The following is a 14,543-nucleotide window of genomic DNA, read 5'->3' on the forward strand; positions in this document are numbered from 1 at the left end:
TGTCCTGCCGCCTCCGGCCTCGCGCGTCTCCTGGAACACCGGCCCCGCAAGATTCTGTCACCCGCCTCGGCTCACAGGGTGAGGACCATCAACTCCTCGTCGAGGAACGTCTCTCCCACCTTCAGCGCGTGGGGCTCCACGCCATAGGTCCGGAACCCCAGCGAGCGGTACAGCGCGTGCGCGGGCGCGTTCCCCACAGAGACCGCGAGCAGCAGGCACTTGAGGCCGCCCATCTTCCGCGCCTCGTCGATGAGCGCGGTCAGCAGCCGTCGGCCCACGCCCCGTGAGCGGACCTCCGGCGCCACGTACATGCCCCACACCACCGCCTTGTGCGCCAGCCGGGCCCGGGACTCGCGCTTCAGCGCCAGCGCGCCCACGAGCTGCCCACCGTCGAAGGCGCCCAGGACACACTGGGACGCCCCCACCAGCCAGCCGCGCACGGCCTCCAGGGACACCGCCGAGTCCTCCTCCACCGAGGCCGCGAAGGACTCCGGGTTGTCCCGCAGCCCCCGCAGCCGCAGCGCCTTGAACGCCTCCGCGTCCTCCGCCACCAGCCTGCGGATGACCAACTGCGTCGGTCCGGCGCCGTGGCCCTCCGCCTTCAGGAGCGCCGTGTACCCCGAGATGAAGTCCGGGTAGCGCGGCGCCCAGCCCAGCGACTTCAGGCGCGCGTTGGAGATGTCGCGGTCGCCCCTCATTGTCTCGTTGAGCTGCTCCAGGGGGATGCGGGGCGGCATCGGCACGCCCAGGCGCTGGCTGAGCCAGGCGACTGGCTCCTCGGTGGGCGCGGCGCGGTCATCCGCGACACAGTACAGGGCGCCGGGCTCGCCGCGCGTCAGCACCACGCGAATGGCCTCCACCAGGTCATCGACGTAGACGCGGGAGATGCGTCCGCCGCCGCCTTCGGGCAGCCGGAGCGACCCCGACAGCAGGCGCGTGTGAATGCCGCGCCCGGGCCCGTAGATGCCGGCGATGCGCATCACCATGGCGCCCAGCGGGAGGTAGCGCGACTCCGCCTCGATGCGCTCGCGCGACGACGGCGTGGACAGCTCCACCGGGGTGTCCTCGTCCACGTGGCCCCGCGCGCGGCCATAGACGCCGGTGGAGGACAAGTAGGCGAGCCGCGCTGGAACCTGGCCGGCCAGCGCCGAGGCGATGCGCGTGTCCAACCCCGCGTCGGGCGGCACCGAGACGACGACGTGAGCCCCCGCCGTGCGCGTCAGCGCGTCTTCCAGGTCGGTGACGCGGGCCCCGGCGCGCTCCAGCTCGGCGCGGCGCGCGGGGTCGCGTGTGGCCGCCAGCACGTCGCGCCCGGCGCGGGCCTCCGCCACGGCGAGCCGCGTGAGCGTGTACCCAGACCCCAGGAGGACGAGAGGAGGCATCATGTCCCCGCGATAGCGAGACCGCGGGGACAGTGCAAGCGACGGTTACGGCTCGCCTACAGCTCCGCGCTCGCGCGCGGGTCGATGATGCCGCACTCCTTGATTTTGTAGAGGAGCGCCTTGTAGCTGATGCGCAGCTTGGTGGCCGCGCGCCGCTTGTTCCACGCGGTGCGTTGGAGCATGGCGAGGATCGCCTCGCGCTCGGCCAGCATCGCCGCCCGCTTGCCGATGTCCTTCAGCGACAGCTCCCCGGTGGGCGCGGGCGGCGGCGGAGGCTGCGGCACGTCGAAGGGGTTGACGTAGCGCGGCGCGGGCACCACCGCGTTCGCGGACTCCATCACCATGGGCGCGTGCGCGGGCGGAGCCAGCGGCGCGACGGACGCCAGCCCGAAGGCGGCGCCGCGCGACGGCATCTCCAGCACCTGCACGGCGGGCGGCGGCGTGCGGAAGCCCTCGTCGTGCGCGCGGCCGAAGGGGCCGCCGTCGTCACCCGCGTAGGACGTGGGCAGGGACGGCGCGCTCGCGGGAGCGCGGACCGCGGCCCGCAGCTCGTCGAGCACCAGCGTCGGGTCCTTCAGCACGCACAGCCGGCGGACCATGTTCTCCAGCTCGCGCACGTTGCCCGGCCAGTCGTAGTCCGCGAAGGCGTGCAGCACCTCCGTGGGCAGCTCGGACACGCCGCTGAGGTAGCCACGGCCGTACTTCTTGAGGAAGTGGTCCGTCAGCGGAACCACGTCCTCGCGGCGCTCGCGCAGCGCCGGCAGGCGGATGGCCACCACGTTGAGGCGATAGAAGAGGTCCTCGCGGAAGTTGCCCAGCGCGATTTCCTTCTCCAGGTCGCGGTTGGTGGCCACGACGACGCGGCTGTCCACGCGCACGCTCTTCTTGCCACCGACGCGGAAGAACTCCTCGTCCTGGAGCACCTGGAGCAGCTTGGCCTGGAGGCGGATGGCCATTTCGCCAATCTCGTCCAGGAAGATGGTGCCCTGGTCGGCCAGCTCGAACTTGCCGGGCTTCTCGGCGGTGGCGCCGGTGAAGGCGCCGCGCTCGTGGCCGAACAGCTCGCTCTCCAGCAGCTCGCCGGGCAGCGCCGCGCAGTTCACCTTGATGAACGGACGGTTGCGCCGCTGGCTGCGCGCGTGAATCTCCCGCGCGATGACCTCCTTGCCCGTGCCGGACTCCCCCAGCAGCAACACGGGAACGTCCGTGTCGGCGATGCGCTCCACCAGCGCGCGCGCGCGGCGCATGGCCGGCGAGGTGGAGATGAGGACGCGCTGCTCCTGCGCCGAATCCACCACCGGAATCACCGTGCGCGAGGACAGGACGGGCGCCACGGCCTGACGCTCCGGCGCCCGCGTCCCCAGGGCCCGGGCCAGCGCGTCCTGGAGCTCGTCGTTGCCGAACGGCTTGGCCAGGTAGTCGCTGGCGCCCATCTTCATCGCCCGAACGGCGTCGTCCGCCCCCGCCAGCGCGCTGAGCACGATGACGGGCGCGCCGCCGCCCATGGACTGGTAACGGCGCAGCACTTCCAGGCCGCTCATCTCCGGCATCACCACGTCCAGCAACACCGCGTCGAAGGAGCCCCCTGAGAGCATCTCCAGCGCCTGGGTGCCACTCGCGGCACAGCGCACCTGGTACCCCGCGCTTCCGAGCAGCTCGGACAGAAACGTGCGCACCGCCTCTTCGTCATCCACCACCAGCACCGCGATCCGGTCCATCCCCTCGCCTCCACTCGCCCGCTGCATCGAAGTCCTACCCACCCTCACACCGACAGCCGGGAGGTGCTCCCGACCATCCGGCGATACTCACGCGCGCGTCGCATGTCCTGCTGCGCCGCGCTCAACAGCTGCGTGGGCGTGCCCACCGAATCCGGGAAGCTCACCGTTCCCAGCTCCAGTGACGTGCGCACCACCTTCCCCTCCACCTGGAAGCGGGCCGTGTCGAAGCGCGCCGCCACGCGGGATACCACCTCCTGAACCGACTCCGCGGGCGTTCCCGGGAGCATCAGCGCGAATTGACAGTCACCCACCCGCGCCACCGCGTCCGCGTCGCGCACCGTCTGCCCCAACACCACCGCGCTGTACACCAGCAGACGCTCCGCCATGCCGCGCCCAAACTCCTTGCGAAAGGCCGACCAGCCCCCCACTTCCGCCGCCACCACGGAGAATCCGCCGCCGTAGCGCTCCGCCCGCCGCGCCTCCAGGCTGATGAGCTCCAATAGGAAGGGCCGGTTGTAGAGCCCCGTCACCGGGTCATGGAGCGCCTGGGCCGTGCCGGCCTCCTCCCCCGCGGCGGCCCGCAGCACCGCGTCCTTCAACTTCAGCTGGGCGTGAAGCTTCGTCGCCAGCTCCGAGCCACTGCCCGAACGAGGCACCAGGTCCACGCACTGCCCCCGCTCCAGGCAGTACCGCCGGGCCTCGGCGTCCCGCTCATCCACCAGGTAGAGCAGCGGCACCGCGCCCTGGCTGAGCTGCCGCAACCGGCGCGCGACCTGGACGGCCGCGAAGTCAGGCGCCTGCGCGGCCAGCAACACCGCGGCCGGGCGGATGACCTCGAAGAGTGGCACCGCCGCGTCGAAGCGCGTCACCGGCACCACCCGGAAGCCGGCCTCCGCCAGGAGCAGCCGGGTCTGTTCCAGGTCTGCTGCTCGTGGCTCGACGACGAGCACGGTGGGCGGCTGTCCGGCCTTGCCCACTCGCTTCCTTCTCACACCCACCGTTCCACCTTCCCGCGTGAACTTTTCTCTGCCGCTTTTCGGGGCCCCCCCCGGATTTACAGCCTCGAACCCCACCCTGACTCCCTCATCCCCTCGAATTTACTAGAGAAGGGAAGCTGGCTACCCATTCTGGGCAGCGGATTTAGCAATGGTTGTGCCACCTTTGACCTCATGCAGCCGCGCCTCGAACTCCGCGGCGTCCACGCGGTGCTTGAAGGCAGGCACCCCTTCGATGACGACCACGGGGATGTCGTAACGCCAGGCGGTGAAGGCCTCCGCATCCTCCAGGATGGAGATGATCCGCAGCTCGAAGGGGATGCGAGCGCGCACGGACTCCACGACGGCGGCCGCCTTGTCACAGAGAGAGCAATTGGGTTTCGAGTAGATATCGACGCGCATGCGGGGCAGGATGAACGGTTAATGCGTGGCTTGTCTGGCGACTTCTCGACGATGCCTCTCAAGGATCTCGTCGTCTATCTCGGGAACCGGCGAGCGACGGGGTCCCTGAAGGTGGAGCGTGGGGACGTGCGCAAGCAACTCGAACTGCGCGAAGGCCATGTGGTCAGCGCCAGTTCCAACCAGCCGCGCGAGTTCTTCGGTCAGTTCCTCATCAATATGGGGCACCTGACCGAGGACCAGTTGGAGAAGGCGTTTTCGACCCAGGCGCAGACGCGCATCTTCCTGGGGAAGATCCTGGTGATGACGGGGCTGGTGCCGGAAGCCACCGTGCGCGGCACGCTCAGCCACAAGTTCCGGGAGATGATTCTCGACGCCTTCCATTGGGAGGACGGCGACTTCCTCTTCGAGGCGGCGGACACGGCGCCAGAGGTCGCGGGACTGGAAGTCAGGGTGGACCTGCTGGACGTCCACCGTGAGGGCGAGTTCCGGGAGACGGCCTGGCAGGCCATCCACGCCGTCTTCCCCTCCGGCGCGGTCCGGCTCTCGGTGGACGAGCGCAAGCTGCCCGAGCGAAAGCCCGGGAGCATGGACGAGCGCATCGTCCAGCTCATCAAGGAGGGCCTCACCATCGACGGCATCGCGCTGGCGCTGCACGCCACGGACTTCTTCCTCTACCAGCGCTTGTATGCGCTCTACCGCCTGGACGCGGTGAAGGTGTCCGACGAGCCGCCCGAGTCCGAGATGTCCGTGGTGGAGGAGGAGACCGGAGAGCGGGGCATCATCGGCTCGGAGACGTCATCGGACGAGGTGCTCCAGGCCGCGCAGCTCTTCCTCGACGCGGGCAACGCGCGGGACGGCGAGGCGCTGGCGCGGCGGGCGCACGAGATGTCGCCCTCCCCTCGCACGGCGGAGTTCGTCAAGGCGGCCCAGGAGAAGCTCCTGGTGCACCTGCGACGGGAGCTGGCCGACCCGCCCAGGGTCCCCACGCTTCAGGTCGCGCCCGGGCACCTGAAGACGCTCCAGCTCTCCGCGCCGGAGCGCTATCTGCTGTCACGCATCGATGGACGGCGCGACGTGGCCGCCATCGTCCACGTGTCGCCGCTGCAGGAGCTGGATGCGCTGAAGTTCTTCGCTGGCTTCGTGGACGCGGCGCTGGTGAAGCTGACGCCGCGCTGACGGAAGCGTCAGTGCTTGCCAGCGGCGGAGGCCGGGGCCGTCATCTCCACCGGCGCGGGCATCCGCTCCAAGCCCAGGCGGAGCGCCTCGCGGCCCAGCCAGGTGCCCCGGATGCGCCACTTCGGGTCATTGACGATGATGGCGGCCACGGCGACACGCGGTTTGTCCTTGGGCGCGAAGCCCACGAACCACGAGTAGTCACGGAAGGGCTCGCGGTCCGCCAGTGAGCCCGTCTTGCCCACGGCGTCATCCACGCGGAAGCCACGCTCGCGGAACACGGCGCGCGCGGTGCCGGTGGTGACGGTCTCCTCCAGCATCGCCGTGAGGTCCTTCGCGGCCTCCGGCGTGAGGACGGGCTCGCCTTCCACCGGGAGCAGCGGCGCCGGGCCCTCGGGCTCGAAGAGGATGGGGTCCACCCAGCGGCCCTCGTTGGCGGCCACCGCGGCGACGAGCGCGCCGTGCAGCGGGGACAGGTACACGTCCCCGAAACCCGCGCCCGTGTTGGCCAGGCTGAACGTCTCCTCGGGGATGGCGGCGAGCGACACATCCGTCGGCACGGGGAACTCAATCTCACGGTTGAAGCGGAAGCGGGCCGCCATGCGGCGCAGCGAGTCCACCGTGAGGTGCTTGTTCGTCAGCTTGGCGAAGATGACGTTGGCGCTCTTGCCCATGGCCAGCGCCAGCGAATAGCAGGAGCTGTCCCGCTCGCTGTCCTGCAGGTGCTTCTCGGAGATGCGCCGCTTGCCGCCGTGGAAGCACTCTTCAGTATCCGGTGTGACGCCGGCCTCCAGCAGCGCGCCGCCGGTGATGACCTTGAAGATGCTGGCTGCGGGGAACACCGCGCGAACCGGCAGCCCTCGCAGCTCCGGCCTCGCCGCCGAGTGCTCCGCCAACGCCAGCACCCGTCCGGTGGACGGCTCCAGCACCACGGCCGCGCCGTAGGGCGTCTCGTAGTTGCGGAGGATCTGCGTCAGCGACGCTTGCAGCACCGGGTCGATGGTGAGCTGCTTCTTCTTGCCCCCCTTCTCCTTCACCACCAGCTTCCCGCCCTCCAGCGTCGCGCGGCCCATGAGGTCCGCGGACCTGGGAAGCGGTTTCACCGTGGCGATGGGCGGCGCCTTCTCGCGCGAGGGCACGGGCACGGGGGGAACCATCCCCGGCTCCGCGGCGAGCGCCGCCAGGCCGCCATCCGGCGACTCGCCCCCGAGCACCGCGGCGGCGGAGACGGCGGCGGATCCGGAAGTCCCGGCATCGGGCTGGGCGCCCTGGGACGCCGTGGCGCCCCCGGACGTCCCCGCGTCCGCCTGGGCGGCCTGCGACGCCGAGCCAGGGGCAGCGCCCCCCACCCCACCGTCTTCGGAGACACCGGCGGACGCGGGCTGCTCCGGCTCGGTCGCGCCAATGACGAGGACCAGGGGGAGCAGCGCGGCGGCGGACAGGAGACGGCGGTGGAAGCGCATTGCTACGGGGGGCTCCGGGGTGAGCGACGGCTGGATCCTACCGGCTGGGGGCGCGCTGTCCACGGATGCCTCCCTGGTCGCTTCCGCCCCTCGGTGAAATCAGAAACTTGGCGGAGGGGTGTGCAAGTCCGCTAGGTTCGCCCACACTTTGGACGGATTGAAAGAAACGGTGGTCATCTGGAGCGCCGAGCTCCGCCGGGCCGTGCGCAGTGGCCGGACGGTGGTGCTGCTCGGCCTCTACAGCATGTTCTCCGCGTTGGTGCTGCTGGTGGTCGGCTGGCTCGCGGGTGAAGTCCGCAGCGCCGTCGCCAAGCAGTTGGAAGGCGCGGGCGCGGATGCGAGCGCCTCCGTGCAGCTCAACGAGGAGATGCGCAAGGGCGTGCTGGGCTTCCTCACCAGCAACGACTCCGCGATGATCGAGGCCCTGGCGCAGGTGCCGCTGGAGGTGTTGATCGTCTTCAAGATCACCCTCTTCTTCCTGCCCGCGTACATCGCGCTGATGGGCTTCGATCAGATCAGCGGTGAAGTGGGCCCACGCTCCATGCGCTACCTCACGGTGCGCGCGCGGCGCTCGTCGGTGCTGCTGGGCAAGTTCCTGACGCAGGCGACGCTGCTGCTCGGACTGGTGCTCATCATCGACCTGGCCATCTTCATCTACGCCCGCGTGGCCAACCCGGACTTCAGCTTCCCCGCCGTGGCGATCAACCTGCTGAAGTTCTGGCTGGCGGCCATCGTCTTCTCGCTGGCCTACGTGGCCCTCACGACGCTGTGCTCCAGCCTGTTCCGCTCGCCAGCGGTGAGCCTGGTGTTCAACTTCATCCTGCTGTTCGTCTTCTGGCTGATGGACACCATCGGCCGGGCCTCGGGTGACACGGGCAACCTGCGCTTCCTGCGCTACCTGTCCCCGTCGTACTACGCCAGCGACCTGCTGCATCCGGGCCTGGCGCAGTTCGGCGCGAGCGGAGCTGCCTACGCGGTCTTCGCGTTCGTCTTCCTGATGGCGGCCTACGGCATCCTGCGCGCGAGGGACCTGTGAGCGACGTGGCCATTGAACTGTTCGGCGTCTCCAAGCGCTTCGGCCCCAAGGTCGCCGTCAACGGCGTCAGCTTCTCCGTGCCCAAGGGCGCGGTGTACGGGCTCATCGGCCCCAACGGCGCCGGCAAGACGACCACCTTCTCCATGATGTGCGGCTACCTCTACCCGTCCGAGGGCTCGCTCAAGGTCATGGATGTGGACCCCACCACCCCGGGCGCCCTCAAGGGCCGCCTGGGCGCGCTGCCGCAGGACGCGGTGCTGCCGCCCGGCTGGGAAGTGGGCGCGCTGCTGACGTACTGGGCGCGGCTGTCCGCCCTGGCCGAGCCGGAGCGTGAGGCGCGCGAGGCCCTGGACAAGGTGGGCCTCATGGAGGCCTGGAACGTCCAGACGCAGGCGCTCAGCCACGGCATGGCCAAGCGCGCCGCCATGGCCCAGGCCCTCATGGGCAGCCCGCCGCTGGTGCTGCTGGACGAGCCCACCGCCGGGTTGGATCCGCGCATCGCCGCCCAGGTGCGCCAGGTCATCCGCGACATGAAGGGCCGGCAGACGGTGGTGGTCTCCAGCCACAACCTCCAGGAGTTGGAGGAGCTGTGTGACGCGGCCGCCATCCTCGACAAGGGCACGCTCGCCCAGGCGGGGAGCATGAATGAGCTCACCGGCCAGGGCGCCGAGTTCCGCGTCCAGATTGCTCGCGGCAGCGTCATCATCCCGGAGCTCACGGTGATGCCCCACATCACGGACGCGCGCATGGAGAGCGACACCGTGCTGCGCGTGCGCTTCAGCGGCGGCGTGGCGCCCGAAGAGGTCATCAGCCAGGTGGTGCGTCACCTGCTGCAGCATGACGTGCTCATCCTGGGCGTCAGCCGCGGCCAGCGCCTGGAAGATCGCGTCCTGCAGATGCTCTGAAGCAAGGCGTGGGCTGGCGGCAGGCGGCTCAACCCGCCTTGCGCACCCAGCCCACGTAGAGGTGCTCCCGGCGCTCCATGCGGACCAGTGGATTCCCCGTAGCCTCGCACCATGCGGGAAGGTCCGCTTCCAACCCGCGATCCGTGGAGACGAGCTCCACGAGCGTCCCTGGCGCCAGGGCTCTCATGGCCTTGGCGAGTTCCAGGATGGGCATGGGGCACAAGGCCCCGCGGGTGTCGATGCGCACGGCGGCGTCCATGAGCGAGACTCTGACGGAATTTTTCCGAAGTCTCCCGAGTTTTGGGGCCCCTGAGAGGGCGCGGCTCCCTGGAAGGCCAGAGCGGCTTGCTTGCGCGTCTGGAATTCCCTCTGTTAAGACCGCCGCCCTCTGCCCTCGTTGAAAACCCGCTCGGGCCCACAATGCCGGCCCCATGGCGAAGGAGCAAGACCCACTCATGAAGCCCAATGTCATCGTGGCCCTGCTGGTCGGCCTGGTGCTCGGGTTCGTTGGCGGCCGTGTCACCACCGGCCCGTCCACGAAGTCCGAAGTCGCCAAGGCCGCACCGAACTCTCCCGCCGCCCCTGCGCCGGCTGGACGCCGTCCGGTGGATCCCACCGTGTTCAAGGTGCCCATCGAGAACTCGCCGACCCATGGCAGCGCCGACGCGCTCGTCACCGTGGTGGAGTTCTCCGACTACGAGTGCCCCTTCTGCAGCCGGGCGAACGTCACCATCGAGAAGCTCCAGGAGCAGTACGGCAAGAAGCTCCGCGTGGTGATGAAGCAGAACCCCCTGTCCTTCCACCCGCGCGCCAAGCCCGCGGCCATCGCCGCGATGGCGGCTGGCGAGCAGGGCAAGTACTGGGAGTACCACGCCAAGCTCTTCGCCAATCAGAAGAAGCTGGATGACGCGTCCCTGGAGCAGTACGCCAAGGAGCTGGGCCTGAACCTGGACAAGTGGAAGGCCGAGCTGAGCAACCCCAAGTTCCAGGACATCATCACCCGCGACCAGGCCCTGGCCGGCCAGTTGGGCGCCAGCGGCACCCCGGCCTTCTTCATCAACGGCCGCTTCCTGTCGGGCGCGCAGCCCATCGCCAACTTCCAGGCCCTCATCGACGAGGAGCTGGTCAAGGCGGAGAACCTGGTGAAGAGCGGCGTGCCCGCCTCGCAGGTGTACGCGAAGATCATCGAGAAGGGCTCCGAGCGCGCCGCGCCCAAGGCGCAGCCGCAGCAGCCCGCCGCCAAGGTCCAGAAGGTGGAGATCCCCTCGGACTCGCCCTCCTTCGGCCCGGCCAACGCCAAGGTGACCATCGTCGAGTGGTCTGACTTCGAGTGCCCCTTCTGCAGCCGCGTGGGCCCCACCCTGTCGAAGATCAAGGAGACCTACGCCAAGGACGTGCGCGTGGTGTTCCGTCACCAGCCGCTGCCCTTCCACGCGAACGCGAAGCTGGCCGCCGAGGCCTCGCACGCCGCGCACGAGCAGGGCAAGTTCTGGGAGTACCACGACAAGCTCTTCGCCAATCAGAAGGCCATGGATCGCGCCTCCCTGGAGAAGTACGCGCAGGAGCTGGGCCTGAACGTCGCCAAGTTCAAGGCCGCCCTGGATTCGGGCAAGTTCAAGGCGAAGGTCGAGGCCGACATGGCCGCCGGCAACGCCGTGGGCGCCAACGGCACCCCGACCTTCTTCATCAACGGCCGTGAGTTCGTCGGCGCGCAGCCCTTCGAGGCCTTCAAGCGCGTCATCGACGAGGAGATTGGCAAGGCGGACAAGCTGCTCGCCGCCGGCACCAAGCCCGAGGAGCTCTACGCCAAGCTGAACGCGGAGAACGTCGCCAACGCCCCGACGGCGCCCGCCGCGGCCCCTGGCGCTCCGGCCGAGCCCCCGGTCCAGAAGGTGGACGTGGGCAACGCCCCGGTGAAGGGCGACAAGAACGCGCCCGTCACCATCGTCGCCTTCTCCGACTTCGAGTGCCCCTTCTGCAGCCGCGTGGTGCCCACGCTGAAGCAGTTGGAGGACCAGTACGGCGGGAAGATCAAGGTCGCCTTCAAGAACCAGCCGCTGCCCTTCCACGCCAACGCCAAGCTGGCCGCCGCCGCCGCGCTGGCCGCGCACGAGCAGGGCAAGTTCTGGGAGTACCACGACAAGCTCTTCGCCAATCAGCGCGCGCTGGACCGCGCCTCGCTGGAGAAGTACGCGCAGGAGCTGGGCCTGAACGTGGACAAGTTCAAGGCCGCGCTGGACCAGGGCAAGTTCAACGCGCAGATCGAGGCCGACATGGCGCAGGCGTCCAGCGTGGGCGCTTCCGGCACCCCGACGTTCTTCATCAACGGCCGCACGCTCGTGGGCGCCCAGCCCGTGGACGCGTTCAAGCGCGTCATCGACGAGGAGCTGAAGAAGCTCGGCGGCGCGGTGGCCGACTCGAAGTAGTCCCCGCCGGGGCCCTGGGGCCCTGACGCGACAAAGGCCGTCGGACTCCTCGGAGTCCGGCGGCCTTCGTCTTTCCAGCCCTTGCGTCAGGAGACGGCGATGGCGTCAATCTCCACCTTGGAGCCACGCGGCAGCGCGGACACCTGCACGGTGGCGCGGGCCGGCGGCGCGCCGGTGAAGTAGCGGCCATAGACTTCGTTCACCCGGGCGAAGTCGCCCAAGTCGGTGAGGAAGATGGTGCAGCGCACGACGTGGGAGAAGTCCAGCCCGCTGGCGGCGAGCACGGCCTTCAGATTCTCCATCACCCGCTCCGCCTGCGCGACGACGTCGCCCTGCACCATCTCCATGGTGGCGGGGTCGAGCGGAATCTGGCCGGAGAGGAAGGTCATCTTCCCGGCGTCCACCTGCACCGCCTGGGAATACGGGCCAATGGCCTTGGGGGCCTGGTCGGAGTGGATTGCCTTGCGAGCCATGCGGCGCACCTCGGGGTGAGAGCGGCCCGAATCGGGCCGCCGGGGTTTCCGGGCGCTCTACCACGAAAGGCGAAGGCGGTTAGATGCGCTCGACCGAGTAGACGCCCTGGAGCCGCTCGATGGTTCGCATCAGGTCGGTGAGCTGCTTGAGGTCGGAGATGATGACCTCGAAAGTGTTCACCGCCCGGTCATCTCCGGTGGCCCGGCAGTTGGCCTGGGAGATGTTGACGCCCTTCTTGGAGAAGGTGTTGGTGATGTCCGCCAGCAGGCCCGGCCGGTCCGCCGTGAGGACGCGCAGGGTGACGGGCCGCTTGAAGTCTCCCCGGACGTCCCACGACACGTCCACGCGCCGCTCGGGGTCCGTGGCCAGCGCCTTTTCACAGCCGACCGTGTGCACCGTGACGCCCCGCCCCCGGGTGATGAAGCCGGCGATGGGATCTCCGGGGACGGGGTTGCAACACCGCCCGAAACGCACGAGGACATCGTCCACGCCGCCAATCTGCACGCCGCTGCGGCTGCTGCGGCCCACCAGCCGCTTCGCCAGGTCGGTGACCCGGGACAGGCCCGGCAGCACCGAGTTGCCGGTTCCACCCGAGGGTGTCGCGGCGGCGGGGTTGGCGTCCGCGCGCCCCCCGGCCTCCGCGGCGCTGAGCTTCTCCTGGGGAACGAGCCGGTGCGACAGCTGCTGCGGCGTCACCTTGCCGTAGCCAATGGCCACCAGCATGTCGTCTTCCACACGGAAGCCCAGGTCCACGGCGGCCTTCTTCATCTCGCCGGACTTGAGCAACCGGTTGAAGTTGAGCTGGAAGCGCTTGAGCTCGCGGTCCGCCAGCTCGCGTCCCAGCTGCAGGCTCTTCTCGCGCTGCTGCTGCTTGATGAAGCCGCGGATGCGCTGCTGCGCCCGGCTCGTCTTGACGAAGGTGAGCCAGTCCTTGGACGGGTGCTGCTGGGGGCTGGTGAGCACCTCCACCGTGTCCCCGTTCTTCATCTTGTAGCGGAGCGGGACGATCTTCCCGTTCACCTTGGCGCCCACGCACCGGTTGCCCACGTCCGAATGGATGGCGTAGGCGAAGTCCACCGGCGTGGCGCCGCGAGGCAGCGAGCGCACGTCCCCCTTGGGCGTGAAGACGAAGACCTCGTCGGTGAAGAGGTCCACCTTCACCGTCTCCAGGAACTCCTTCGGGTCCTTCAGGTCCTGCTGCCACTCCATCAGCTGCCGCAGCCAGGCGAACTTCTCGTCATCCTTGGAGATGACGGCCTTGCCCTCCTTGTACTTCCAGTGCGCGGCGATGCCTTCCTCGGCGATCTTGTGCATCTCCGAGGTGCGGATCTGCACCTCCACGCGCTCGCTGAGCGGACCGATGATGGTCGTGTGCAGCGACTGGTACATGTTGGGCTTCGGAATCGCGATGAAGTCCTTGAAGCGCCCCGGCACCGGCTTCCACATCTCATGCACGAGCCCCAGCGCCTCGTAACAGGAGGGCGCGGTGGGCGCGATGATGCGGAAGGCGATGATGTCGTGGATCTGATCGAAGTCGATGCCCTGTGACTTGATCTTCTTGTAGATGCTGTACACGTGCTTGAAGCGGCCGCTCACCTCGCCCTTCAGCCCGCGCTCGGCCAGCTTGGAGCGGATGACGTCGCACGTGTCCTCGATGTACTTCTCCCGCTCCTTCTTGCGCTTGTTCAGCTTCGCCTGGAGCGCGAAGAACTCCTGCGGTTTGACGTAGCGGAAGCTCAGGTCCTCCAGCTCCGTCTTGATCCACGAGATGCCCAGCCGGTTGGCCAGCGGCGCGTAGATGTCCAGCGTCTCCTGCGCGATGCGGGCCTGCTTCTCCTCCGACATGTGGTCCAACGTCCGCATGTTGTGCGTGCGGTCCGCCAGCTTCACCAGGATGACGCGGATGTCCTGCGCCATCGCGATGATCATCTTCCGGAAGTTCTCCGCCTGCTTCTCCTCCTGCGACAGGCTGGCGGATGCGGAGAACTTGGACAGCTTGGTGACGCCGTCTACCAGGTGGGCCACTTCCGAACCGAAGAGCTCCGTCAGCTCCTCCTCGGTGGCCAGCGTGTCCTCAATAGTGTCGTGAAGGAGTCCGGTGACGATGGACGCCTCGTCCAGCTTGAGCTCGCCCAGGATGCCGGCGACCTCGAGCGGATGGACGAGGTAGGGCTCGCCTGACTTCCGGAGTTGACCCTGATGGACCTTGGCCGAATAGACGTAGGCCTTCTTGATGATGTCCAGGTCGGGGTCGGGGTGGTACTGGGAAACCCGTTGGAGGATGTCGTTCAGGCGAATCATCGAATGAGGAGCAATCGTAACTTTGCACCAACGGAGGGGCAACGTTGCCCCACACCTGGACGTCACCTCCCTCTGGGACACCCCAGTTGGTGCGTTCGCTTTCGTTGACCCGGTGTTTTACGGCCCCGTAGATTCGCCTCCGCACATGTCACAGCTCCTGCTGTCCTCCCTCGCCGTGGTCTGCCCGAACTGTGACGGGTACAACTCGCCTCGCTCGGCCGCATGTGTGCTCTGCGGCCAGGCGCTGGGCGAGCCCGCTGCCGCGCCC

At 68.7% G+C, this 14,543-nt stretch carries 12 protein-coding genes; 4 read left to right on the forward strand and 8 right to left on the reverse strand.

The features are described 5' to 3' along the window. Nucleotides 1-71: 71 nt before the first annotated feature. The 4 genes from HNV26_RS29520 to HNV26_RS29535 all read right to left on the reverse strand — a co-directional run bounded on the left by HNV26_RS29520 (nt 72) and on the right by HNV26_RS29535 (nt 4,497). Nucleotides 72-1,385: a GNAT family N-acetyltransferase gene (locus HNV26_RS29520; RefSeq protein WP_171444149.1), complete on the reverse strand. Its 1,314-nt coding sequence runs from the start codon at nt 1,383-1,385 to the stop codon at nt 72-74. Nucleotides 1,386-1,438: 53 nt separating this feature from the next. Then, nucleotides 1,439-3,100, reverse strand: a complete 1,662-nt coding sequence (locus tag HNV26_RS29525) for a sigma-54-dependent transcriptional regulator (RefSeq protein ID WP_140862426.1) — start codon at nt 3,098-3,100, stop codon at nt 1,439-1,441. A 44-nt stretch (nt 3,101-3,144) separates the two neighbouring features. Beyond that, nucleotides 3,145-4,077, reverse strand: coding sequence for a GGDEF domain-containing protein (locus HNV26_RS29530; protein ID WP_171444156.1), 933 nt, complete (start codon nt 4,075-4,077; stop codon nt 3,145-3,147). A 141-nt stretch (nt 4,078-4,218) separates the two neighbouring features. Beyond that, nucleotides 4,219-4,497, reverse strand: a complete 279-nt coding sequence (locus tag HNV26_RS29535; RefSeq protein ID WP_090495165.1) for a glutaredoxin family protein — start codon at nt 4,495-4,497, stop codon at nt 4,219-4,221. 21 nt (nt 4,498-4,518) lie between these two features. On the opposite strand from HNV26_RS29535, the gene HNV26_RS29540 reads away from it, so the two are divergent. Further along, the gene (locus HNV26_RS29540; protein ID WP_171444150.1) at nt 4,519-5,673 is read left to right on the forward strand and encodes a DUF4388 domain-containing protein; all 1,155 of its coding nucleotides are present in this window, start codon (nt 4,519-4,521) and stop codon (nt 5,671-5,673) included. An 8-nt stretch (nt 5,674-5,681) separates the two neighbouring features. Here the strand turns inward: HNV26_RS29540 and HNV26_RS29545 are convergent, their stop codons facing one another. After that, the gene (locus HNV26_RS29545) at nt 5,682-7,133 is read right to left on the reverse strand and encodes a penicillin-binding transpeptidase domain-containing protein (RefSeq protein ID WP_216612834.1); all 1,452 of its coding nucleotides are present in this window, start codon (nt 7,131-7,133) and stop codon (nt 5,682-5,684) included. A 118-nt stretch (nt 7,134-7,251) separates the two neighbouring features. Here HNV26_RS29545 and HNV26_RS29550 point away from each other — a divergent pair, with 118 nt between their 5' ends. Both HNV26_RS29550 and HNV26_RS29555 read left to right on the forward strand, forming a co-directional pair. Next, a complete protein-coding gene (locus HNV26_RS29550) occupies nt 7,252-8,169 on the forward strand; it encodes an ABC transporter permease (RefSeq protein ID WP_171444152.1) in 918 nt (305 codons plus the stop codon). Then, entirely contained in the window at nt 8,166-9,074 is a 909-nt protein-coding gene (locus tag HNV26_RS29555; protein ID WP_140862422.1) for an ABC transporter ATP-binding protein, read from the forward strand. The genes HNV26_RS29550 and HNV26_RS29555 overlap by 4 nt, the downstream gene beginning before the upstream one ends. A gap of 28 nt (nt 9,075-9,102) precedes the next feature. Here HNV26_RS29555 and HNV26_RS29560 read toward each other — a convergent pair whose 3' ends face one another. Then, the gene (locus HNV26_RS29560; RefSeq protein WP_171444153.1) at nt 9,103-9,333 is read right to left on the reverse strand and encodes a sulfurtransferase TusA family protein; all 231 of its coding nucleotides are present in this window, start codon (nt 9,331-9,333) and stop codon (nt 9,103-9,105) included. Nucleotides 9,334-9,529: 196 nt separating this feature from the next. Between HNV26_RS29560 and HNV26_RS29565 the strand changes: the two genes are divergently transcribed. Beyond that, nucleotides 9,530-11,500 carry a DsbA family protein gene (locus tag HNV26_RS29565; protein ID WP_171444154.1) on the forward strand — a complete coding sequence of 657 codons (1,971 nt, stop codon included), beginning with the start codon at nt 9,530-9,532 and terminating at the stop codon, nt 11,498-11,500. Nucleotides 11,501-11,586: 86 nt separating this feature from the next. Here the strand turns inward: HNV26_RS29565 and HNV26_RS29570 are convergent, their stop codons facing one another. Further along, on the reverse strand, nt 11,587-11,982 hold the full coding sequence (locus tag HNV26_RS29570; RefSeq protein ID WP_011553252.1) for a RidA family protein: 396 nt from the start codon (nt 11,980-11,982) through the stop codon (nt 11,587-11,589). A 70-nt stretch (nt 11,983-12,052) separates the two neighbouring features. Next, nucleotides 12,053-14,275, reverse strand: coding sequence for a RelA/SpoT family protein (locus HNV26_RS29575; RefSeq protein ID WP_171444155.1), 2,223 nt, complete (start codon nt 14,273-14,275; stop codon nt 12,053-12,055). Nucleotides 14,276-14,543: the final 268 nt, after the last annotated feature.

It is taken from the genome of Myxococcus xanthus, from assembly GCF_013116825.1.
GTDB lineage: Bacteria > Myxococcota > Myxococcia > Myxococcales > Myxococcaceae > Myxococcus > Myxococcus xanthus_B.

Coding starts and splice junctions, on each gene's coding strand:
- HNV26_RS29545 (WP_216612834.1), bottom strand. CDS start 7,133: ATGCGCTTCCACCGCCGTCTCCTGTCCGCCGCCGCGCTGCTCCCCCTG.
- HNV26_RS29560 (WP_171444153.1), bottom strand. CDS start 9,333: ATGGACGCCGCCGTGCGCATCGACACCCGCGGGGCCTTGTGCCCCATG.
- HNV26_RS29525 (WP_140862426.1), bottom strand. CDS start 3,100: ATGGACCGGATCGCGGTGCTGGTGGTGGATGACGAAGAGGCGGTGCGC.
- HNV26_RS29540 (WP_171444150.1), top strand. CDS start 4,519: ATGCGTGGCTTGTCTGGCGACTTCTCGACGATGCCTCTCAAGGATCTC.
- HNV26_RS29575 (WP_171444155.1), bottom strand. CDS start 14,275: ATGATTCGCCTGAACGACATCCTCCAACGGGTTTCCCAGTACCACCCC.
- HNV26_RS29535 (WP_090495165.1), bottom strand. CDS start 4,497: ATGCGCGTCGATATCTACTCGAAACCCAATTGCTCTCTCTGTGACAAG.
- HNV26_RS29520 (WP_171444149.1), bottom strand. CDS start 1,385: ATGATGCCTCCTCTCGTCCTCCTGGGGTCTGGGTACACGCTCACGCGG.
- HNV26_RS29565 (WP_171444154.1), top strand. CDS start 9,530: ATGAAGCCCAATGTCATCGTGGCCCTGCTGGTCGGCCTGGTGCTCGGG.